Origin of the sequence: Citricoccus muralis (assembly GCF_029637705.1) — a bacterium.
Taxonomy (GTDB): Bacteria; Actinomycetota; Actinomycetes; order Actinomycetales; family Micrococcaceae; genus CmP2.
This window is the reverse complement of sequence record NZ_CP121252.1, coordinates 228,463-250,063: the sequence shown is the minus strand read 5'-3', so window position 1 is coordinate 250,063 and position 21,601 is coordinate 228,463. Positions and strand designations below refer to the sequence as shown.

18 protein-coding genes are annotated in these 21,601 nt (G+C 65.7%); 8 read left to right on the top strand and 10 right to left on the bottom strand.

Going from position 1 to position 21,601, the window contains the following annotated elements; translation table 11 throughout:
- Window positions 1-333, bottom strand: a complete 333-nt coding sequence (locus P8192_RS01090; protein ID WP_270106650.1) for a hypothetical protein — start codon at window positions 331-333, stop codon at window positions 1-3.
- Window positions 334-378: 45 nt separating this feature from the next.
- Window positions 379-1,254 carry an HAD family hydrolase gene (locus P8192_RS01085; RefSeq protein ID WP_278157847.1) on the bottom strand — a complete coding sequence of 292 codons (876 nt, stop codon included), beginning with the start codon at window positions 1,252-1,254 and terminating at the stop codon, window positions 379-381.
- Window positions 1,255-1,475: 221 nt separating this feature from the next.
- Here P8192_RS01085 and P8192_RS01080 point away from each other — a divergent pair, with 221 nt between their 5' ends.
- Together P8192_RS01080 and P8192_RS01075 are read left to right on the top strand one after the other, a co-directional pair.
- Window positions 1,476-2,564 carry an isocitrate/isopropylmalate family dehydrogenase gene (locus P8192_RS01080; RefSeq protein WP_278157846.1) on the top strand — a complete coding sequence of 363 codons (1,089 nt, stop codon included), beginning with the start codon at window positions 1,476-1,478 and terminating at the stop codon, window positions 2,562-2,564.
- Window positions 2,565-2,577: 13 nt separating this feature from the next.
- On the top strand, window positions 2,578-3,660 hold the full coding sequence (locus P8192_RS01075; protein ID WP_278159681.1) for an isocitrate/isopropylmalate family dehydrogenase: 1,083 nt from the start codon (window positions 2,578-2,580) through the stop codon (window positions 3,658-3,660).
- A gap of 5 nt (window positions 3,661-3,665) precedes the next feature.
- Here the strand turns inward: P8192_RS01075 and serS are convergent, their stop codons facing one another.
- Both serS and P8192_RS01065 read right to left on the bottom strand, forming a co-directional pair.
- The gene (gene serS, locus P8192_RS01070) at window positions 3,666-4,952 is read right to left on the bottom strand and encodes a serine--tRNA ligase (protein ID WP_270106653.1); all 1,287 of its coding nucleotides are present in this window, start codon (window positions 4,950-4,952) and stop codon (window positions 3,666-3,668) included.
- A gap of 85 nt (window positions 4,953-5,037) precedes the next feature.
- Complete coding sequence (locus P8192_RS01065; protein ID WP_270106654.1) at window positions 5,038-5,319, bottom strand: MerR family transcriptional regulator; 282 nt, start codon at window positions 5,317-5,319, stop codon at window positions 5,038-5,040.
- Window positions 5,320-5,503: 184 nt separating this feature from the next.
- Between P8192_RS01065 and P8192_RS01060 the strand changes: the two genes are divergently transcribed.
- Both P8192_RS01060 and P8192_RS01055 read left to right on the top strand, forming a co-directional pair.
- The gene (locus P8192_RS01060; RefSeq protein ID WP_278159680.1) at window positions 5,504-5,938 is read left to right on the top strand and encodes an Hsp20/alpha crystallin family protein; all 435 of its coding nucleotides are present in this window, start codon (window positions 5,504-5,506) and stop codon (window positions 5,936-5,938) included.
- 536 nt (window positions 5,939-6,474) lie between these two features.
- Window positions 6,475-7,605 carry a diacylglycerol/lipid kinase family protein gene (locus tag P8192_RS01055; RefSeq protein WP_278157845.1) on the top strand — a complete coding sequence of 377 codons (1,131 nt, stop codon included), beginning with the start codon at window positions 6,475-6,477 and terminating at the stop codon, window positions 7,603-7,605.
- On the opposite strand, the gene pheA is transcribed toward P8192_RS01055, so the two are convergent.
- From pheA to P8192_RS01040, 3 genes are all read right to left on the bottom strand, one after another.
- Complete coding sequence (pheA, locus tag P8192_RS01050) at window positions 7,563-8,498, bottom strand: prephenate dehydratase (protein ID WP_278157844.1); 936 nt, start codon at window positions 8,496-8,498, stop codon at window positions 7,563-7,565. The genes P8192_RS01055 and pheA overlap by 43 nt on opposite strands.
- Window positions 8,495-8,824 (bottom strand): rhodanese-like domain-containing protein, encoded by a 330-nt coding sequence (locus P8192_RS01045; protein ID WP_278157843.1) that lies wholly within the window; start codon window positions 8,822-8,824, stop codon window positions 8,495-8,497. The genes pheA and P8192_RS01045 overlap by 4 nt, the downstream gene beginning before the upstream one ends.
- A gap of 203 nt (window positions 8,825-9,027) precedes the next feature.
- A complete protein-coding gene (locus tag P8192_RS01040; protein WP_278157842.1) occupies window positions 9,028-9,393 on the bottom strand; it encodes a hypothetical protein in 366 nt (121 codons plus the stop codon).
- Window positions 9,394-9,458: 65 nt separating this feature from the next.
- On the opposite strand from P8192_RS01040, the gene P8192_RS01035 reads away from it, so the two are divergent.
- Window positions 9,459-10,859, top strand: coding sequence for an amidase (locus tag P8192_RS01035; protein WP_278157841.1), 1,401 nt, complete (start codon window positions 9,459-9,461; stop codon window positions 10,857-10,859).
- A gap of 32 nt (window positions 10,860-10,891) precedes the next feature.
- Here P8192_RS01035 and P8192_RS01030 read toward each other — a convergent pair whose 3' ends face one another.
- From P8192_RS01030 to P8192_RS01020, 3 genes are all read right to left on the bottom strand, one after another.
- The gene (locus P8192_RS01030) at window positions 10,892-13,024 is read right to left on the bottom strand and encodes a PIG-L family deacetylase (protein ID WP_278157840.1); all 2,133 of its coding nucleotides are present in this window, start codon (window positions 13,022-13,024) and stop codon (window positions 10,892-10,894) included.
- Window positions 13,021-14,070 carry an acyl-CoA dehydrogenase family protein gene (locus tag P8192_RS01025; RefSeq protein WP_278157839.1) on the bottom strand — a complete coding sequence of 350 codons (1,050 nt, stop codon included), beginning with the start codon at window positions 14,068-14,070 and terminating at the stop codon, window positions 13,021-13,023. The genes P8192_RS01030 and P8192_RS01025 overlap by 4 nt, the downstream gene beginning before the upstream one ends.
- A 153-nt stretch (window positions 14,071-14,223) precedes the next feature.
- The gene (locus tag P8192_RS01020; RefSeq protein ID WP_278157838.1) at window positions 14,224-14,610 is read right to left on the bottom strand and encodes a hypothetical protein; all 387 of its coding nucleotides are present in this window, start codon (window positions 14,608-14,610) and stop codon (window positions 14,224-14,226) included.
- Window positions 14,611-14,645: 35 nt separating this feature from the next.
- On the opposite strand from P8192_RS01020, the gene pgm reads away from it, so the two are divergent.
- From pgm to P8192_RS01005, 3 genes are all read left to right on the top strand, one after another.
- Window positions 14,646-16,304, top strand: a complete 1,659-nt coding sequence (gene pgm / locus P8192_RS01015) for a phosphoglucomutase (alpha-D-glucose-1,6-bisphosphate-dependent) (protein WP_278157837.1) — start codon at window positions 14,646-14,648, stop codon at window positions 16,302-16,304.
- Between the two features lie 213 nt (window positions 16,305-16,517).
- Entirely contained in the window at window positions 16,518-16,799 is a 282-nt protein-coding gene (locus P8192_RS01010) for a hypothetical protein (RefSeq protein ID WP_278157836.1), read from the top strand.
- Between the two features lie 649 nt (window positions 16,800-17,448).
- Window positions 17,449-21,555 carry a LamG-like jellyroll fold domain-containing protein gene (locus P8192_RS01005; protein ID WP_278157835.1) on the top strand — a complete coding sequence of 1,369 codons (4,107 nt, stop codon included), beginning with the start codon at window positions 17,449-17,451 and terminating at the stop codon, window positions 21,553-21,555.
- Window positions 21,556-21,601: the final 46 nt, after the last annotated feature.

The window sequence follows — 21,601 nt, the reverse complement described above, 5'->3', positions numbered from 1 at the left end:
TCATCCCCCGAAGACTCGGCGTACGGTGGATACCAGGTCCATGTGGTCGTATCTCCGGTCAAGGGCGGCGCCCCATTCCTCATCGGTGGCTTGGCTGTGCTGGGAGAACTCGCCCACCTCGTATGCCAGGTAGGAGAACCGGTTGCCGAAACGCCGATGGTGGGTTCCGGCGTTGGCGACGAACGTCGTCATGGCGGCGTCCACTCCGGGGTCGCCGAGCACGTTCATTCCGGGATTCTCCGGCAGGGTGCGGTCCAGGAACGACGACGACGAATCCTCGAGCGCCGTCTGCAGTCGGTTCATCTCCTCGGGATCGACCTGAAACCCGGTCATGCTGCGCCCCTGTTCTCCGTGCGGCGGTTGATACAGCTCCTCAAACTACCGCAGCAAGGAGCGCAGCACCAGGGCGGCCCCGTCGTCGTAGACATCCTCCGTCACCTCATCGGCAATGCGCTTGACGTCGTCCGGCGCCTGGCCCATGGCCACCCCGCGGCCTGCCCAGGCCAGCATTTCGACGTCGTTGTAACCATCCCCGATGGCGACCGTGTCGTCCAGGGACACCCCCAGCCGGGCGCGCAGCGCCTCCAGCCCGGAGGCTTTCGTGACCCCGGCGGCGGCCACGTCCAGCCAGGCGCTCCATCCCACCGAGTAGGTCACGCCCTGCAGCCCGATCGCCTCCACCGCTTCGGAGAACGACTCGGTGGAGGCATCCGTAGAGAAGACGACCAGGCGCACCGCGGTGGTATTGAGCAGCTCATCGAAGGACACTCCGCGCGCCTGCACCCCGAAGCTCATGTCCTGGAAGCGCTCGGTGGAGAGGAAGTTTCCGGCGTCGTCCTCAATCGCGTACTTCGCGCTGGGCAGCCGGTGTCGTAGCTGTTCCAGCACCGGGGCAGGATCGAAGGTGCGACGGTCGATCACCTCGTACCCCTCCTCGAGCTGATCGGTCAGCTGAATAGTGACGCCGCCGTTGCAGCACACCGAGAAGCCGTTGCGCAGCCGGATGGTCTCAATGATGGGCAGCGTTGCCTGCAGCGAGCGCCCAGTCGCGATCATCACGTGGTGGCCTGCGGCGACGACGTCGCGTGCCGCCGAGCGCACGGCCTCAGACATGTGCCCATCGTGGTCCACCAGAGTGCCATCGACGTCCAGACAGACCATCTTCCGCTGTTCGCCGGAGGGCAATACAGTCGAGGGGGACGGCGCGCTCGCGCGGCCGGGAGTGGACGGCGTTTTCTGCGGGTCGTTCAGCATGGTCCCAGTCAACCACGTTCGACAAACCGGACGTGAAGTCGCGATGAACAGCGCGTCCCTCTTGAACTTCACCCTCCTGTTAACCCTCAGCGGACATGAGGAAGCAGAGCTTATCTCGTCTAACACTATTACGCTATGCGCTATCGCTCCTGCGAGGGAAATGGCGAGCACAGTAGGACAAGGGCACCGCACAGAACAGGGGTTGACCAGCAGTGGCACAGATGAGACTCGCCCTCTTCGAAGGCGACGGTATCGGGCAGGAAGTATCTCAGGCTGCCCGGCGCCTGGCCGAGGAGATGTTCAGGTTCATGGGCATCACCCATGAGATCGTCACGGTGCCGGTAGGGTGGTCTGCCTTGTGCGAGACCGGCAGTACTTTCCCTTCCGAAGCGTTGGCCGCGGCACGTGAAGCCGACGGCATCATTCTCGGACCGCTGGATCTGGCCCATTACCCTGCTCCAGGGTTAGGAGGACTCGACCCGGAGCGCGAGCTGATCCGCGAGCTGCGCTTGCACTCTCGTTTTCTCCCGGCGCGCACTTACGCAGGGGTGACTTCACCGTTCCGTCCCTCGGTCGATCTGCTCGTGGTGCGGGACAACACCGATGGGATGTTCGCTGATCGCGGCGCACCGGAGGGTCCCTTCGAGATGATGCCGACCCCCGATCTGGCGTTGTCCACGCGCAAGGTGACCCGTGAGGGCATCGAGAATCTCGCTCGCAGCGCCTTCGAGACGGCCCGGTTCCGGCGCCAGCACGTCACCGCCGCGCATCAGGCGGATGCGATGCCGGTCTCCGAAGGACTGTTTCTGCAGACGATGCGTGATGTGGCTGCTGATTATCCGGAGGTGGAATACCACGAGGAGTCCGTCGATCGGATGGCGGCGTGGCTTGAACGCGACCCGGCCCGGTTCGACGTCATTGTGACCACCAGCCTGTTTGGCCGGATTCTCTCGCAGCAGGCCGCGCAGGTCACCGGGTCACACAGAATTTCCGCCTCATTGAGCGCCGGATACTCCCACGTGATGGCACGAGCACACCACGGCCCGGCTCTCTCACTGGCCGGACAGAACGTGGCCAATCCGACATCGATGCTGTCCTCAACCGGTTTCATGATGGCCTACCTGGGGCATCAGGCCGCGTGCGACCGACTGATCCGCGTGGCCAGCACGGTACAGCAGACGCTGACCGAGGTATTGGCGCGCCCGGAGTGGCGCACCGCCGATCTGCACGGCCCGCTGAGCACGCACGAATACACCGACCTGGTGATCGAGCTGGCATTGGCCCGGCTCGGCGCCGCCCCGGTGGCATAGAGCGGTGTCTGACATGAAATTCGGTGTCTTCGAAGGCGACGGCATCGGCCCGGAGGTCACCTCCTCCTCACGCCAACTCCTCACATCCGTCCTCACCCATGTCGGCGCAGACCATCACATCGAGTCCATGCCCCTGGGGTTTAGTTCCATCAACTTCGGTGACCGCTCGCCTGATCCCGACATGATTGCTCTCGCTCAGAGTTGTGACGGACTCATTCTCGGTCCGGTGGATTTCGGCAACTATCCGCCCAGCGAATTGGGTGCGTTGACTCCGGGTGCCATGCTGCAACGCAGTTTGGATCTCTACGCCACCGTGTACCCGGTCCGCACGTTGAGCGGTATCACTCCACCGCAGATCGCGCCTTTCGACGTAGCGATCGTCCATCTGAACGAGCCAGGCTACGTGATGAATGAAGGCCAAGGCACCGTCAACGAAATGATGCCGACCTCTGAAGTAGCGATGGCCGTCCGCAAGATCACGCGCGAGGGATCAACTCGTATAGCCCAAACGGCTTTTGAGGCGGCAGAACGACGCCGGCAATCCCTGACCGTGGTGCACCAGACTGATCTCCTTCCCCTGACGGAGGGGATTTTTATGGAAAGTGTCCAAGAGTTAGCGCCGGATTATCCGACCGTCAGGGTCAATGAACTGCGGGTAGAGGACACCATCGGCGTCTTGATCAATGCTCCGCAGGACCTTGATGTGGTGGTCACCAGTAACGCGATCGGCCGCATCCTGACTGATCTGGCCACGAGTCTGTCTGGTACGTCTGGTGTCATCGGCAAATTGTTGCAAGGGTCCTCACGGGTCATGGTCCAAACCCACCATGGCTCCGCGCCGACCATTGCTGGTCAAGGCCAGGCGAATCCCAGCGCGGTGCTGTTCTCCTGCGCGCACATGCTGTCTGCTCTCGGACATCGACACCGCAGGCAGCCCCTGGTGAGCGCCGCCACGGCGATTCTGGATTCACTGAGCGGTTGTCTCGCACAGCCCGCCCAGCGTACCTCCGAGCTGGGCGGACCATTGAGCACCCATGAATTCACCGAGCTGGTGATTGCAGGGACGCTGGATCGTCTGCCGGAGCCACGAGGCTAAGTGCCTCAGACGAGAGGGAGCACCTCGAGGCCACCCAGGTAGGGGCGCAGCGCTTCGGGCACGGTCACGGTGCCATCGGCGTTCTGGTGGTTCTCGAGAATCGCGACGATCCAGCGGGTGGTGGCCAGCGTGCCGTTGAGGGTGGCCACCGCGCGGGTGCCGCCCTTGGAGCCGTCGTCGTTGGTCACGCGTTCGCGGATCTGCAGGCGACGTGCCTGGAAGGTGGTGCAGTTCGATGTCGAGGTCAGCTCACGGTACGCACCCTGCGTGGGCACCCACGCCTCGCAGTCGAATTTGCGGGCCGCGGACATGCCCAGATCGCCAGCCGCCGTGTCGATCACTCGGTAGGGCACCTCGATCTTGGCCAGCATTTCCTCTTCCCAGGCGAGCAGTCGGGCGTGCTCCGCCTCGGCCTCCTCCACCGTGGTGTACACGAACATCTCCAACTTGTTGAATTGGTGCACGCGGATGATGCCACGGGTGTCCTTGCCCGCGGCACCGGCTTCGCGACGGTAGCAACTCGAGTAGCCGGCGTAGCGGGTCGGGCCGCCGCTCAGGTCCAGGATCTCGTCGGCGTGCAGCCCAGCCAGCGCCACCTCGGAGGTGCCTACCAGGTACAGGTCGTCGCGCTCGAGGCGGTAGATCTCGTCGTCGTGCTCGACGTCGAACCCGGTGCCCTGCATGGTCTCGGGTCGTACCAGGGTGGGCGTGATCATCGGGGTGAAGCCGTTCTTCAGTGCCAGGTCCATGCCCATCTGGATCAGGGCCATCTCCAGGCGCGCACCCACGCCGCGCAGGAAGTAGAACCGCGATCCGGAGACCTTCGCCCCGCGCTCCATGTCGATCGCGCCGAGCAGCTCGCCCAACTCCAGGTGGTCCTTCGGTTCGAACCCGTCGGCGGTGAAATCGCGCGGAGTGCCCACCTGCTTGAGCACGCTGAAGTCGTCCTCGCCGCCGGCCGGGATGCCCTCGATGATGAGGTTCGGGAAGACGCGCTGCAGCGCATCCAGCTCCGCTTCCTTCTCGTTGGCCTCGGCCTCGGCGGCCTTCACCTGAGCGGCCAGCTCCTTGACCTCGGCCAGCAGCTGTTGCTTCTCCTCGCCCTGGGCCTGTGCCACCTTCTTGCCGAAGGACTTCTGCTCGGCACGCAGAGATTCAAACCGAGACAGCGCGGAGCGACGCTCGGCGTCGGCCTCGATAATGCGCTGCACCAGCGCCTCATCCGCTCCGCGGGCGCGCTGCGAGGCTCGGTACTGATCAGGGTTCTCGGTGAGGTGCTTGACGTCAATCACAGCACCAGCCTACCGAAGTCACCACATGTCATGTCAGTACGCCACAAGGCTACTGCGCCTGGAGGGTGTGGATCCGGCAGCACGGTCAGTTCTGGGCAACACCGTCCCCGTCAGCGTTTGAACTCTGACGTTTCAGATTCGCCAGCTCGCGGCGAAGTGTCACGTTCTCATCCTGCAGCATCATGATGACTTCAACGCTCGCCAGATTCATCCCCTCTTCCATCAGGTCCCGCACGCGTCGCAACCTGACTATGTCTTCACGACCGTAGCGACGCGTTCCACCCTTCGTTCGGACCGGCGATACGAGGCCGCGTGCCTCATAGAGCCGCACGGACCGTATCCCTACACCTGACAGCTCTGCTGCCATCGAAATCGAGAAGGTCCTTCCAGGCTCTGACATCGGCTTTCCGTTCCTACTGCCACTAAAATCAACTCTGCTGTTGACTTGTGATACTTATATCTGCTATGTAATATGTACATCAGGTGATGCACATCGTATCACCGAACCGTATTGTTCGATGAAATGATGAAATGAGGAGGCTATAGCCATGATCATGTTGCGCACGGACCCATTTCGGGAGTTCGATCGACTGACGAGGGAGGCCTTTGGAGCCAGTCATGGCACCTCGGCACGGCCAGTCATCATGCCCATGGATGCCTGGCGTGATGGAGACACCTTTCACATTGAACTCGACATCCCCGGCGTCACACCCGAAAACATTGATCTCGATGTCGAGAACAATGTGGTGACCGTCAAAGCCGAGCGTCCCACCGCCGACCACGGCGAGTCGTCCCTGGCCGCGGAACGTCCTCGGGGAACATTCAGTCGTCAGCTTGTTCTAGGCGACAATCTCGATACGGGTAAAATCACCGCGAGCTACGACGCCGGGGTTCTGCGGCTCAGCATTCCGGTGGCCGAGTCCGCCAAACCTCGGAAGATCGAGATTACGTCGAGAGGCAGCGAGCCCACGGCCATTAACCCCTAAGTCACACCAACGGAGTGTGCCATGCCATGCGCCCATAGTGACACCGATCAGACCAGATCATCTTCCGCGTTCTGGTTGCTGGTCTTGGCCGATGATGAGTTGTGGGAGCTCGAGACTCGGGGCGACGGGCAGTGCCCTCCACGCGGAACTATCCGCGTGCACTGTGAAGCACTGAGGCCGCCTTCTTCACTACTCGACACAACCCGTCGGGAGAGTGAGTGGGCCGGAATCGCGTCGCACCGATTCGAGGCACGTCAACGATCACCTCCGTCAGGATGAGCAAGGTGGGCCGGTGAGGTGGATCTTGAGTAGAGCGCCGTTTCGTCGAACTGCTTCATTCCGGCGCCCTCGATCCGCTCCTTCGCCTTCGGCTCCGGCGGTACGTTGCACGTGCGTACCGCAGGGGAGCCGTTCGGCGAAAATCTCCGGTCCCCGTCTCGGGTGGCCTCGACGTCGTTCGGGGCCACCCAAACGCGTTAAACCACACCGGCCGGTGAGAGGAGCAGTTCTGACAAAGGCGGACCTACACTAGAGCTATGAGCGCTGAAATGATCCTGGCCGTGGTGGCCCTCTCCCTGATCCTGCTGTTGCTCGTCACGGTCGTCGTGCTCAGCGTCCAGCTTCGGCGTCAGGCCCACCTCGTCCACCGGCTGATGGAGGGGCTCGACTCGGTGAGCCTGCAGGTGCAGACCATTTCCTCCGTGCCTTCGGTGGCGCGGTCGCTCGATCCGGCACAGAAGGTCGCCCTGATCCTGAACCCCGTTAAGCCCCATGCCGCCGATACACGGCGTCAAGTGGAGGTCACCGCGCGGGTGGCGGGGATGCCAGCGGTGATGGTCTACGAAACCACCGAAACCGATCCAGGAACTGCGATGGCGGAACAGGCGCTGGCCGACGGGGCTACCGTGGTGCTAGCCGCCGGCGGCGACGGAACCGTGCGCCGGGTGGCCGAGGTGTTGGCCGGCACGGAGGCCTCACTCGGCATCCTTCCCCTGGGCACCGGGAACCTGCTGGCCCGCAACCTTCACCTACCCATCGCGGATATGGAGCAGTGCATCACCATCGCCCTGCAGGGTCATCACCGCGCCATCGACACGGTCTCGATCCGCCTGGCGAACCAGGACGGTTCCGTGCAGCGCACCGCTTTCACCGTGATTGCCGGGGTCGGTTATGACGCCGAGATCATGGACACCACCAATGACACCCTCAAGCAGCACGCCGGGTGGTTGGCTTACGGCGAGGCCGGCATGCGCCAGCTCGCGGGCAAGCGCAAGGAGATCTCCGTGTCACTCGACGGCGGCCCCCTGCAGCGTTACCAGGTGCGCTCCGTGATGGTGGCGAACTGCGGCCTGCTCACCGGAGGCATCAACTTCGTCCCGCACGCCGTGATCGACGACGGGTTGCTCGATGTTGTTCTGCTTTCGCCGCGCCACGTGGTGGACTGGCTCCGCATCGCCGGCAAGACCCTGCTGAAATCGCGCCGGAAGCTGCCGGTGCTGGAGTCGCACCAGGCCACCCAGTGCAAGATCGTGTTGCATGAGCCGATGACCTCCCAGCTCGACGGCGACGCCTCCGGTCAAGTCCGCGAGATCTCCGCGCGGGTGCAGCCGGAGTCGCTACGGGTTCAGGTTCCGGAGCGGCCCAGCAGTTCGGTGACCCAGGCCTGACCGGAGTGGTAAGCGGCATCGGTGGTGTGCTCGGGCACCTGGTACCGTCGCTGATCTGCCCGCGGATAGGACCCCAGGAACCGCACGCCCGGGATGAGTCGGTACAGCGCGGCCAGCGCTGCGGAGACCCGTTCCTCTGCGAGGTGGCCCTCGAGGTCGATGGAGAAGAAGTAGCTTCCCAGTCCAGCCCCAGTCGGCCGCGATTCAATGCGCGAGAGGTTGATCCCGCGGGTGGAGAACTGGTCGAGGATCTCCATCAGCGCGCCCGGCCGGTCTTCCGGAAGCGGCACCACCACGGTGGTCTTGTCGGAGCCGGTGGGCTCGCCGATCGGCCCCGGCTGAGAGACGACGACGAAGCGGGTGACCGCCCCGGCGGTGTCCTCGATGGCCTGGGCCAGCACCGGCAGTCCCACCTGTTCGGCGACCAGCGGCGAACACACCGCCGCCTGGTAGTGGGTCTCCGGGTCGAGCAGTCCGCGCGCCCCGGCTGCTGTCGAGGAGGCCGGGATGAACTCCGCGTTCGGCAGGTGTTTCGCGGCCCAGTTCCGCACCTGCGCCCAGCCGTGGGAATGGGTGGAGACGCTGGTGATCTCCTCCAGGTCCATCTCGGTGCGCCCCACCAGCACGAAGCTGATCGGCACCAGCACCTCGCGCACGATCTGCAGGCCCTCGTCACCGGCAATGTCGTCCAGGGTGGCGGTCACCCCACCCTCGACCGAGTTCTCGATGGGCACGACGGCGAACTGCGCCTCCCCGGCCCGAACCTGGGCCAGCGCGGTGATCACAGATCCCACGGGCCGGTAATCGCCGTCGTCGGGCGAGACCACCTGGCGCAACGCGGCCTCGGTGAAGGTGCCTTCCGGTCCGAGGAAGGCGTAGACCGGTCGACTCATTTCACGATCGGCTCGGCGCCGCCGTCGGCCTCCATCGGTTTGCCGGCCTCCAGCCAGGCGCCGGAGCCACCGGCAATGTTGAACGCGGAGAATCCGCGCGCCTGCAGAAATTCGGCGGCGCGCGCGGAGCGGCCCCCGGTCCGACAGATCACGTAGTAGTCGGTGTCCGGGTCCAGTTCGGCGTCGAAGCGCTCGGGCAGCTGATCCAGCGGCAGGTGCTGGGCGCCGGCTGCGCGGCCTGCCTCGAATTCGTAGTCCTCGCGGACGTCGAGGATGGCGGCGCCCTCGGGGACGTCGTTCACGGTGACAGTCTCGTACATGCTCATTCCCACAGCCTACCGATCTCGTTGCGCGTTCTGGCTACTTTTCGATGCATTCCACATGACGGGGGATGGAAGCACACTCTCCGCGATGGTCTCGCTATTCGCGTGACTCAGCCTCAGCGAGTGAGAATGGTTGATTCTCCACAAGCTTCCTGATCCAGCCCTCTTTCTTGGCCGGGAATTCTGCCAGCACCATGCCTTTCTCATCACTCCACGCTTTGCCAATTACTCCTTGAGGTGCCGGATACTTGCTCCGCCCCGGCGTCTGCAGTGGAGGATTCTTTGAGTGCCGAGCGACGTTGATGACATGCCCCTCCGAAGAGAAGTAGATCGAGATTCTGTCGTTCGAGTTGACCATAGGTCGGACGAGGGAAGAACAACGCCAGAATCAACGGCAACATGGTTGTGGCAAACAGACCCCATCCGAGCACACTGCTGACCATGTTGTCCGCTCCCAGCGCATCGTCAGTCACGCGTTCCCCTGTGCGGTCGCGGGCCGTCTCCATATCTGAGAGTGTCGATTTCTTCCATGCGCGCTCGTTCTTCCAGCCCGAGAGCAGATCGGCCAGCACGCGTGAGGGTACTCTCGTGCCGTCGAAGTCACGTTCCGTCCAGCGGCGGCCGATACAGTGGGGTCATGAGCGACTCCCCGAGAGCAGCAAGCTACCCCTCCGCCGTCGCGCTGCGTGATGATCTGGCCGCGGGCCGGCGCACCGCCGTCGACGTGACTGAACATTTCCTGCGGGTGATCGACGAGAAGAATCCCCAGTTGGGCGCGTTCATGACCGTCACCCAGCACCTGGCCCTGGAGCGGGCACGTCAGCTCGACGCCGAGCACGCCTCCGACCCGCGGCGCTCTGGTCCGCTGCACGGGCTGCCGCTGGGATTCAAGGACCTCACCGCGGTGCAAGGGGTGCCGACCACGTTCGCCTCCCGGGTGTTCCAGGATGCCCCGCCCGCCGCGCAGGACGACCCGCTGCCGGCGGCGCTGCGCCTGGCCGGGGCGGTGTTTTTGGGCACCACCACCACGCCGGAGTTCGGGCTGCCGCCGCATTCGGAGAACCGGGTGTCCCCACCGGCGCGGAACCCATTGGATCCAACGCGTACGGCGGGTGGGTCCTCGGGCGGTGCTGCGGCAGCGGTGGCCTCGGGCATGCTGCCAGTGGCTCCCGGATCCGACGGCGGCGGCTCGATCCGCATTCCGGCCGCGGCCTGCGGCATTGTGGGGCTGAAGCCCGGCCGCGGTACCCTGCCCACCGATGATCAGCGCGACACGGTGCGCAACCTCGGCGTCAACGGCCCCCTGGGCCGCACCACCGAAGACACCGCGCTGCTCTTCGACGCGATGACGGACCCCACCGCCACCACCGGCTACTACCTCGACACCGTCCGCCGCGCGGCCCGTCAGGGCATCGCGCCCACGAACATCGGCTGGACGACGGCGTCGCCGTTCCACCCGGATCTGGAGATCACCCTGGCGCGCGGAGCGGTGGAGGCACTCACCCGTGCGGTCACCCTGCTCGCCGGCGATGGCCACACCGTGTCCGAACTGGACCTGGACTACCAGCCCGGCTACCACGAGGACTTCCGCACCGTGTGGACCTCCGGGCTCGCCGAAGCGCCGCTGCCCGAAGGCGCCGAGGACAAGATGGAGCCGCTGGCCGCGCACTTCCTGAACCTCGCCCGCGGTTACACCCCCGAGGTGCTGGCCGAGGCCGAATCCCGGCTCACCGACTGGGCGGCCGATACCCGCCGTCAGCTGGCAGCAGCGTCCATCGTGCTGACCCCGGTGCTGGCGTTCGCACCGCCCGCGATCGGTGCGTTCACCGAGCGCGAGCCCGCCGACGACTACGCGTATCAGTGCCAGTTCACCCCCTACACCTCCATGGTGAACGTGATGGGGCTACCCGCCATCTCCATCCCGGTGCTCACCGATGAGGACGGGATGAACTGGTCGGTGCAGGCCATCGGCCGCCCAGGCACCGAAGCCCAGTTGCTGGCCCTCTCCGCCCGAATGGAGCGCATGCTGGCTCAGTAGTCGAACGCCACCCGCACGGGGCACCTGCTCGATCAGGATCCTTCTGCGGCCCCCTCGCCGATGAGCTTGCGCAAGTCCGTTGCAAAACCGCGAGGCGCGCGCCCCTCATACCGATCCGAGGTGATCACAGGGATCCGCGTGCTACTGCGCACCCGAGCGCTGGAACGACGCAGCCGTTCGACGAGCTGCACGTCTTCATCACAGTCCACCTCGGAAAATCCCCCCACACGCTGATACGCCGCCCAGCTCACGCCGAGGTTGGCACCGTGGATGTGATGATGTTCCTCCACATCTCGGAGACCTCCCGAAATGATTTTCTTTCGGTACTCGTCCTCCCATCGCTGCCGCCAGGACTGTTCCTCTGAGTCGAGATCCAGCGCAACCGTTCCCAAGACGGCATCGGCTCCCTCGGCGAGCACGACATGGCTCGCCAGCCACTCTGGCGCCACACGACTGTCAGCATCGGTGCAGACAACCCAGAGCCGAGCGTCAGCGTCGAACCAGGTCGCCGCGGTGTCGATGCCCCGAGCCCGCGCACGACCCACACCCCCGGCGGCACCGGGGTCAAGGCTCACCACATGGAAGCGCGCGTCTGCCTCGGCCCGATCCCGGGCGATCTGCAGTGTGCGATCGGCACTGCCGTCCACCGTCACCACGGCCCGGGCTGACCCCTGAGCGTGGAGCGCTTCGAACCGGTCCAGCGCCAAGGTCAGTGCATCGAGACAGCCCGGGAGCAGCGCCTGTTCGTCGCGTGCCGGAACGACCACGAGCGCCTGCTCCGCTCCCACCGCGCGTGCGAACACGTCGATCACGACGTCGTCGTCCCGGTATTCATTGATCACTCGAAACCGGGGGTCCGAGCGCAATCTGGCGTGCACGGCATCCCCGTCCAGCGGCCAACCCGAGACGGGGTGGCGCCAATGACACAGCAGGATCTGTCCTGACAATGTCAGGGCGGAGTCCAGTCGAGCCACGAGCCGGTCCAATTCAGCGGCACTGAGGAAGTAGCCCACCTCGGAGACGACCGCTAAGTCCACGGCGTCCGGCCCGTTCAAGCGTGCCGGCCATTCGTCGGGCACGATTGCCTGTTCGACCCTGACTCCGGACAACCCGCGCACCCGGTGTCGGGCACGTTCCACGGCCACCCCCGAGGCATCCAGCCCCGTAACGTCATCTGCTCGGAGCGCCAGCTCGGCGGTGAGAACGCCGATGGAGCATCCGACTTCCACCACACGGCGGTAGCGCGGCCAGGGTAGCTGCGCTAAAGTGAGCGCCCGCTTGCGCGCCTCGTAGTCAGAGTCCAAGTATCGCCATGGGTCGTCCGCGGAGGTGTGTACGCGATCGAAAATCCACCGAGCGCGCTGGGATCCGGGGTTCTCCGAGCCAGTCACCAAGTACGTCTCGAAGGGACGGTCGCAATGCTCAACGATGGCCCCGGTCACCACCGCTTCGTCCCCGGGGTTGTCCGACAGTGGAGTGACCTGGCTCCGGTACGCCTGCAATGCTGCGCGCCGGGCACGCTGGTCATCCGACGAGACGGGAAACCGTGCGAAACCCCGCCAGGCGTCGTTCACTCCGAGCCCCTGGGGGTCCGCCCAGTGCCAATACCAGAGGGGAAATTCATACACCGGTAGCGCCCGCTCGGCCGCGACCCGCAGCACGGCAGAGGCCACGGCCTCGTGATCCCCATGACCGTCACGATGGAAATGCGTCACCACCAGCAGTTCACCTTCGTCGGTCTGCGCCTCCGCCACGGCCTCTGCCACGGCAGCCTGCACCTCCTCGGGGACAGCGGGAAGCCCGCCGTCGGGCAGACTCAGCATGGTTGACGACAGTCGACCGGATAACCCTTCGCCGAGTACTTCCACGGCGTCGCACAGCTCCTGGCGGCGTAACCGAGCCAAGGCGGCGGGGGTGTGGGTCGGTGATTCCGGGTGCGAGCCTTCTCCCTGCGTACACACCACGAGTCGCACCTCAGACCCCCTTCGAAGAGCGGCCCGGATCAGCCCCGCCGCGCCCAGCGTCTCGTCATCAGGGTGTGCCACGATGACCAGCACAGTGCTGTCCGAGGTGAGCTGCGGCAGGCTCAACGTCGGAAGCTTGGCCACACCCGCGTCAAGCCAGGCTTCCTCGGTGGTTCCGCGATCGCGATGATCAAAACTCACCACGACCACCCCGGACGCTCCGCCAGCAAACGGCCCAGCCGGGCATCATCGCGACCGGCGTGGTGCTGGCGCACGTACAGTTGCAGATCGGCCACCGCTCTAGCGTGCGCAGCGTCGCCAGCTAGCGGGCCCGGCCCGGTGGCTTCGCCCACCACGCGAATGACCTCCGTGCAGGTCTCGGCGATCGTTCCCCGCAGTCGCTCCGCTGCGATCTCGGCCGCGTCACCGTCAAGTGTCCCCTCTTCGAGGTGTCGGGCCGCCTCGGTCATCAATGCCGCCGCAGCAGCGAGCATTCGGTCCACCCGCCCCCTTGCCGCCGCCGCGAAATCGTCGCGCGGCTCCCGCGCCTGGAGCGTCCGCATCAACCGGATGGCGCCGCCGAGCCAACAGGCCGCCACGCTGATCCCACCCCACGCGAATCCAGGACGGGTGAGATACCAACCCGGATCTCCGACGGGAACCGCGTTGACCTCATGGAATTCCAGGGCGGTGGAGGTCACGGCGGACAGCCCCAGCGCCGGCCACCTCTCACCGGAGTCTCGCACGGCACCAGACTGACGCCCCGCTTCCAGATCCACCAGAAACGCTCGCCGCCGCAGCGCGCCCGAAGCCGCGGCGTCCTCATCGCCCACGATGGCCGTCACGACGGCAGCCGAGCACACGGATCCGAGCGAACACCACGGTTTGGTGCCGTTCAGCTTCCACGCGGATCCTGACTGTACTGCGCGCACCGTCTGCCCGCCGGATTCCGACGCGTAAACACCCAGTAATCCTTGTGGTACTGACACGCCGGCTTGCTCCAGAATGGTCGTGGCGTCGAGGTGCGGTTCCAGCACGCGCGCGGCCACTAGGTCCTGTGACGCTACCGTGGCCAGCAACTCCCAATGCCGCCGCGTCTGTCCTTGGCCAACCAGGGGAAGCCGCTCGCCAGCGTGGCGCAGCACCTCCGTCATGGGTTCAATACGACCGTGGCTTGCCGCCGCAGCCTCCACGAGGTCACGCTCGGCGTCGGTGCGCTGAGCATCATGATCTGTTCGTTCGCTCATCCTCTCGAACGAGATCCACTGAATGTGCTCCGTATCCATGAACATCTCCCACCGGTGCCATGCCATAACGCCCCCACGGCGCCATGCGACACCCCGGAACACTAGCAACAGCAAAGGAGCACGGGGTAGACCTCCCGGCCGCAACCGGGGTGGTCACTCCTTGGACTCCTTGGGGTCGTTGGCGATCACCGGGTAGTCCCCGGCGATCGTCTCCTGCGCGGATCCGTCACCCCAGGGGCCAGCCAGCGGCTGATCCGCGAACGGGTTCCCCGCCGGCGCTCCCCCCGACGGCGAGCGCCGCTGCGCTTCTGCTCTCTCGGCTCGTTCTGCCTGCTCTGCCCGTTCTGCGCGTTCGGCTTCGGCCTGGGCACGACGACGACGCAGCCGCTCGAACGGGTCGTACTTGTCGCGCCGCCGCCAGCTCGGCTCCCGTCGCTGCGCTTCCTCACGCTCCCCGTGCGCCTCCGGCGTCTGTTCGGCGCGCGCATCGCTGTCCGGCTCCTCGGAGCTCTGATACCACCCTGGGCGTTCCCGATCCATAGCTTTCACCCTACGCCGGAGCCGATAATATCCGCATGGGAAACACTGCTGCTGACCGCGCCGGAACACGCGCCCTGCCCGAAGACCTCATCGACACCGACGCCCTGCACGCGGCGTACTTCGAAAACCATCCGGACCCATCCAACCCCACCCAGCAGGTCGTCTTCGGCACCTCCGGGCACCGCGGCTCCTCGTTGAAGACCTCATTCAATGACGACCACATCGCTGCCATCACCCAGGCCATCGTCGAATACCGCCACGGCCAGGACATCACCGGGCCGATTCTCATCGGCCGCGACACCCACCTGCTCTCCGGCCCCGCCCAGGACACCGCCGTTCAGGTGCTGCTCGCCAATCACGTGAATACCCTCATCGACTCCCGCGACGGCTTCACCCCCACCCCCGCGGTCTCCCGCGCCATCCTGCACCACAACGCAGCGCACCCCGAGGGCCCCCAAGCGGACGGGCTGGTCATCACCCCCTCCCACAACCCGCCTGCCGACGGCGGCTTCAAGTACAACCCGCCACACGGCGGGCCCGCGGATTCTGATGCCACCGGCTGGATCGCCGACCGCGCCAACGAACTCCTCGCTGCCGGTCTCGACGGCGTTCAGCGCCTCTCCCCCGACGACGTCGCCGACCACCCGCAGCTGGGCCGCTACGACTTCCGCGCCCGCTACGTCGAAGACCTCCCGCAGGTGATCGACCTGACCGCCATCCGCGAGGCCGGGGTCCGCATCGCCGCCGATCCAATGGGTGGGGCCTCCGTGGACTACTGGGGCGAAATCGCCCGCGTCCACGAGCTCGACCTCACCGTCATCAACCCCGAGGTCGACCCGCGCTGGTCGTTCATGACCCTGGACTGGGACGGCAAGATCCGCATGGATTGTTCCTCCCCCTTCGCGATGGCCTCCCTCATTGAGCGGGTGCGCGGCAACAGCGACTTCCACCTGGCCACCGGCAACGACGCCGACGCCGACCGCCATGGCATCGTCACCCCCGACGGCGGGCTGATGAACCCCAACCACTACCTCGCCGTAGCCATCGACTACCTCTACCGCCACCGCGAGCAGTGGCCCGCCGAGGCCTCCGTCGGCAAGACTCTGGTCTCCTCCTCGATGATCGACCGCGTCGCCGCCGGTCTGGGACGAGAACTCACCGAGGTCCCCGTCGGGTTCAAGTGGTTCGTACCCGGGCTGCTCTCCGGCACCGGGGTCTTCGGCGGCGAGGAATCCGCCGGTGCCTCCTTCGTCTGCTTCGACGGCTCCCCCTGGTCCACCGATAAGGACGGGCTGCTGCTGTGCCTGCTCGCCGCCGAGATTCAGGCGGTCACCGGCCGCTCCCCCTCCCAGTACTACGGCGAGCTCACCCAGCGGTACGGCAGCCCGGTTTACGCACGCCTCGACGCGGTGGCCACGCCCGAGCAGAAGGCGAAGCTGAAGAACCTCTCCCCCGCCGATGTCACCGCGGACACCCTGGCCGGCGAGCCCATCAAAGCGAAGCTCACCGAGGCCCCCGGCAACGGCGCAGCTATTGGTGGGCTGAAGGTCGTCACGGAGAACGCCTGGTTCGCCGCCCGCCCCTCCGGCACCGAGGACGTGTACAAGATCTACGCGGAATCCTTCCTGGGTGCCGAGCACCTCACCCTGGTGCAGGACGAGGCCCAGCGCATCGTGGACCGCGTGATCAGCTGACCCTTTTTCTGACCTCCTTCGTTTTGTGATGCGAAATGGCGCGTGAGGTCGACTCTGACGCGCCATGTCGCTTCAACGAAGTTGAGAATCCTGCGAACATCAGCTCACCCACCGGCGGCATGCCCGACCCGAATACGATCACAGACGTCGGAACCAACCAACATGCGTGCCACATTTGTGGCACGTTTCGTGTCACGCTGGCATGCTTGCGATATGACTATCGTTCATGTACTGCCGACCCGGGAAGCTCGTTCGGAGATCCCAAAGGCACTCCGCCGCTTCCGGACGGAGGGGCCAATCTCCGATCCTGTCATCTTCGGATCACATCGTCGGCCCGAGGCGGTAGTGATCCCCTTCGAGCTTTACTCGTCGCTACTACCCGCGATTGAGGAAATTGAGATCGCCCAAATTGTGCGCGAGCGCCAGGGCGAACAAGCTCAACCGCTCAGCGAACTCGCTGCAGAGTTGGGCCTTGACGCAGCCGACTACCAGTAAGTGGCGCGCCGCAAGCTGGCATTGACCAGCCTCCCCGGATTCAAAGACGACGTATACGCGCTACCCGATCTTGCTACCCGAAAAATGGCGCTCGATATGCTCGTTTTCATTCGCGACGGGCGCGTCAGCGGAGAACCCCGCGGCCAGCATGTCAAAACCGGCGACCTATCGGACTGCTACAAGTTCTATTTCGACCCCAACGGAGTTGGGAAACCCAGATACCGCCTCGTCTACCGATACACCCCAGATGAAGTGGAAGCTATTGCCGTGGACGCAATTGCAGTGGGTGAACGCAACGGGCTCCAGGTATACACGGCTGCCGCAGAGCGACTAGGTCGCCCACCCGAGGCTTGAGACTCACACGAATCACGCGACTGCCCATCGGTTGAATTGGTTAGTCGCCTGCCATCCGCAGGCCGGCTTTCAACGCGGCTAGGACACCCAAGGGTGCCGGATTCGCATCACTGAAGCTTGCTCAGCCTAGCCATCGCCCGAGCTCCATTAACGTCCCCTCCACTTCACGGCCAACCAGGCTTTGACTTGCGTTGATACCGTTTTCGCTCTCTTCTGATCGACTGTTCACTGGTCGTTGCGCCTGCACGCAGTTTCGACCTTCTTATGCACTCAGTCGCTCCAGAAGGAGATCACTTTGCCCCGCACCCGCTTGCCCCAGGCCGTCCTGGCCCTGTCCGTCGGTGTCGCCACGCTGTCCACCGCACTGCCCGCTGCCGCCGCTCCCACCGCCCCGGTCGCCGATCTGCTCGAGGTGGACTTCAACCAGGGCTCCGCCGAGGACACCGCCACAGGCCGCGACCTCTCCGTCTCCGGTGAGCCCTCGCTCGCCGTGGACCCGCAGCTCGGCCGCACCGTCGCCAGCTTCGATGGCTCCACCGATGCCTACTCCTACCCCGTCACCGAGGCCGACTACGAGCAGCTGGCCGACGGCTTCGCCGTGGAGTGCAACTTCAAGCTCAGCGCCGACGGCACCACCGGCGAGGACACCCTGTGCGGCAACAAGGAGGCCGGCGGCTTCGCCATGGTGGTCCAGGATTCCCGCGCCGCGTTCATGATCCACGCCGAGGGCGGCTACACCTTCGCTTGGGCCGACATTGATCCGGATCGCTGGTACCACGCCGTCGGCGTCTACGACGGCGAGAACATCCAGCTCTACCTCAACGGCGAGCTGGTCAGCGAGAACACCGCCGGTGGCCCCATGACCGTCCCGGCCGACGCAGACGCCCACAACATCGTGCTCGGCGCCGACAGCGGCAAGGGTGCCCCCGGCCAGCACGCCAACGCCACCCTCGGCAGCGCCCGCGTCTTCAGCGAGCTGGTCACCGCGGAGCACGTCTCCGCCCTGCATCAGGACTTCACCGCCACCCCCGAGGTTCCCGAGCCCGACGTGTTCGACGTCGACTTCTCCGACGGCGAGTTCACCGACCGCGCCGCGAACCGCGAGGTTACCGTCCACGGCGAGCCCACCCCCAACGCCGAGGCGGGCCTGCTGCGCCCGGCCATGACCTTCGACGGCGACGACGCCCTGCTTTACTCGATCGGCGACGCCTATGACGCGCTCGGCGACTCGATGACCCTGGAGTGCACCTTCCGCTACGACGGCGCCCTGCCCGAATCCGGCGAGACCAACATGTGCGCCAACAAGGAGGCCGGCGGGTTCTCCATGACCATGTACGGCAACACCCTCACCTTCGCCGTGAACACCGGCAGCTACCACAACGCCGGCATCGAGATTGAGCCCAACCGCTGGTACCACGCGGTCGGCGTCTACGACGGCCCCTCCCAGACGGTGAAGCTCTACCTCGACGGCCAGCTCGTCGCCGAAACCCCCACCGGAAACTCCACCATCACCTGGCCGCCCAACCCGGCCGCCCACAACATGGTGCTCGGCGCGGACGCCTCCAACGGGTCCTCCCAGTTCCACTCCACCTCCACCATCGCGCACTCGGCCCTGTACTCACAGCCACTCACCCCCGCGCAGATCGCCGCCCGCAGCGCCGAAGCCCTGGGTGAGGATCGCGAACAGTCCTACGCCCTGGCCTCCAGCACGCCCGCCGCCGAGGAGCACATCAGCGAGGAAACTGTCTTTGACGTCGAGTGGGACAACGCGCCGCTGCTCAGCCGCGACCTCACCTACACACTCGACGGCGAAGAGATCACCCCCGGCGACACCTTCGGTCCGGGGCTGGCCGAGGGCAGTCACACCATCGTGGCCGAAGGCACCACCGTGTTCGGCGCCCCGGTCCGCCAGGAGATTCCCTTCACCTCATCCTCCATCCCGGTCGCTGGCGGCACCGACACCGGGCAGGAGTCCGGCTCGGTGACCCTCTCGGCCCGCGCCGAGAACCCCGACGGCGGCGACGTCACCTCCACCTTCTACGAGGGCCACGCCGATGTGGCCGAGACAGGCTTCCAGGGCCTCATCGAGTCCACCCCGGACACTCTGGAGTTCGACTACACCGAGGCCGAGGAGCTCGACGGCGCCGGCCAGTCCCTCTCCGCAGCCCCGGGCAGCATCGCGTTCCAGCGCTTCGACGTCACCGTCGACGCCGACACCCCAGGAAACTCCGTGGACGGCCAGGCCGTGCGCTGGTCCGGCACCGTGGATCCCTCCCGCCAGGTCAACCTGCTGGCCTGGAACCACGCCACCGAGTCCTGGGAGAAGCTCGCCGGCGGCCGCGGCATCGACGGTGACGAGCTCACCCTCACCGCCGAAATCACCGAGGACTACCGCGGCGGCGAGAACAACGACACGGTGCGCGTGCTGGTCACCGGCGAAGACCCCTTCGCCGATGACCTGGACAACGAGGTCCGCGACGGCTTCGAGGACGTGGACGACTACGACTTCTCCCTGGCCCACTTCACCGACTCCCAGTACCTGGCGGAGGGTGCGGTGGAGGCGTCCTACTCCGAGGAGCAGCAGTCGGTCTGGGCCCAGAGCTACACCGACGTGATGAACTGGATCGTCGAGAATGCCGAGGAGCGCAAGATCGCCTACGTCGGCCACACCGGCGACATCATGGAGAACTGGCACACCGCCACCGAGCGCGACGACGAGGAAGAATACCGCGAAATCGCCGAGCGCGAGTTCGAGTTCGTCTCGGAGGCTCAGAAGATTCTCGACGACGCCGAAATCGTCAACGGGGTGCTGCCGGGCAACCACGACAACCGTTCCGGTGCCGACGTCGGGCCCGACAGCCTCTACAACGACTACTTCGGCCCCGAGCGCTACGAGGCCCTGGAGCAGACCCAGGGCTGGCAAGACGCGCAGGCCAGCTACACCCCCTATGCCGACGGCGACAACCAGAACCACTACGACCTGTTCACCGTGGACGGGATGGACTTCATCGCCCTGCACCTGGGGTACGACGTCACCGACGAGGAGATCGAGTGGGCGGACGAGGTGCTCAAGCAGTACTCCGACCGCAACGCCATCCTGCTCACCCACGCCCACCGCAAGCCCAGTGAGAACCCTGACGGCCGCGGCGCCACCTTCTCCCACGATGGCATCAACATCGACGAGGGTGTGCTGAAGCAGAACTCCAACGTGTTCCTGGTGCTCTCCGGCCACGAGCACGGGGTGGACATCGAGGTCCGCAAGGATGTGGGCACCGAGAACAACAACATCGTGGAGCTGCTGGCCGACTACCAGTTCTACACGGTCAGCGCCGAGGAGCTGGGCCTCACCGGCATCGATGGCCGCTCCGAGGACGACATGCTCCAGTTCGGCTCCAGCTTCTTCCGGCTGCTGCAGTTCGATGTGGACCGCGGCGAGATGGCGGTGGACACCTACTCCCCGCTGCTGGAGAACTTCGGCGCCACCGAGTACGACGACCGCGAGCGCTACAACGGCACCGAGGACGACACCCGCCTGCCCATCCAGCTGGAGACCCGCAAGACCAGCTTTACCACCGAGGAGGTGCTGGTCACCACCCCCACCGATGAGGTGATCGGCGAGGACACCGCCGAGTCCGGCTGGCCCGCCTCCGTTCAGTGGTCGGGCCTCACCGAGGGCGAGACGTACGCCTGGTACGCCGTCAGTCGCGACGCCGAGACCGGCGAGAACCTCACCCCCGGTTCCATCGCCCAGATGTCGGTGTTCACCGCCACCGCCGCGGGCACCGATGTCACCGCCCCGGAGCTCACCGTCCCCGAGGGTAGCGAGATCAGCGTGGGCGAGAGCTTCGACCCGATGGCGGGTGTGTCGGCGACTGATGACACCGACGGTGATCTCACCGCCGAGGTCGAGGTGATCGGCGCGGTCGATGCTTCCAAGCCCGGCAGCTACGCGCTGACCTACACGGTGCAGGACGCCAACGGCAACCAGGCCATCGCCTCCACCGTGGTCACTGTGACCGAAGGGGCTGCCGAAGACTCCGACGCTGGCGCAGGCTCCGGTGACGGCGACGGCGAAAACTCCGGCGAGAACAACGGATCCAACGACGACGGCGCGGCCGGTGGCGGCGGTTCGGACAACGACCAGGCCACAGGAAATGGCTCCGACGCCGCGCCTGCAGGCTCCACCGGTGAGCAGGTTGGCGCCGGTCAAGGCAGCTCGGCCCAGGCCGATTCCGGTCAGGCCGCTGAGCAGTCCTCGGGCATCCTGGCCCGCACCGGCGCGGACCAGTTCCTGCCGTGGGCACTGGGCGGGCTGCTGCTCGTTGGCCTCGGCGCCGCCGCCTGGTGGCGTGGACAGCGTTCCCCACAGGGTCGTCACTTCAGCAGCACGCACCGCGGCTGATCGCTGACGGCGCACACAGGCCCGGCACCTCATATCCGAAGTGCCG

Coding starts and splice junctions, on each gene's coding strand:
- P8192_RS01090 (WP_270106650.1), bottom strand. CDS start 333: ATGACCGGGTTTCAGGTCGATCCCGAGGAGATGAACCGACTGCAGACG.
- P8192_RS01085 (WP_278157847.1), bottom strand. CDS start 1,254: ATGCTGAACGACCCGCAGAAAACGCCGTCCACTCCCGGCCGCGCGAGC.
- P8192_RS01080 (WP_278157846.1), top strand. CDS start 1,476: ATGAGACTCGCCCTCTTCGAAGGCGACGGTATCGGGCAGGAAGTATCT.
- P8192_RS01075 (WP_278159681.1), top strand. CDS start 2,578: ATGAAATTCGGTGTCTTCGAAGGCGACGGCATCGGCCCGGAGGTCACC.
- P8192_RS01065 (WP_270106654.1), bottom strand. CDS start 5,319: ATGGCAGCAGAGCTGTCAGGTGTAGGGATACGGTCCGTGCGGCTCTAT.
- P8192_RS01055 (WP_278157845.1), top strand. CDS start 6,475: ATGAGCGCTGAAATGATCCTGGCCGTGGTGGCCCTCTCCCTGATCCTG.
- pheA (WP_278157844.1), bottom strand. CDS start 8,498: ATGAGTCGACCGGTCTACGCCTTCCTCGGACCGGAAGGCACCTTCACC.
- P8192_RS01045 (WP_278157843.1), bottom strand. CDS start 8,824: ATGAGCATGTACGAGACTGTCACCGTGAACGACGTCCCCGAGGGCGCC.
- P8192_RS01035 (WP_278157841.1), top strand. CDS start 9,459: ATGAGCGACTCCCCGAGAGCAGCAAGCTACCCCTCCGCCGTCGCGCTG.
- P8192_RS01025 (WP_278157839.1), bottom strand. CDS start 14,070: ATGAGCGAACGAACAGATCATGATGCTCAGCGCACCGACGCCGAGCGT.
- P8192_RS01020 (WP_278157838.1), bottom strand. CDS start 14,610: ATGGATCGGGAACGCCCAGGGTGGTATCAGAGCTCCGAGGAGCCGGAC.
- pgm (WP_278157837.1), top strand. CDS start 14,646: ATGGGAAACACTGCTGCTGACCGCGCCGGAACACGCGCCCTGCCCGAA.
- P8192_RS01010 (WP_278157836.1), top strand. CDS start 16,518: ATGACTATCGTTCATGTACTGCCGACCCGGGAAGCTCGTTCGGAGATC.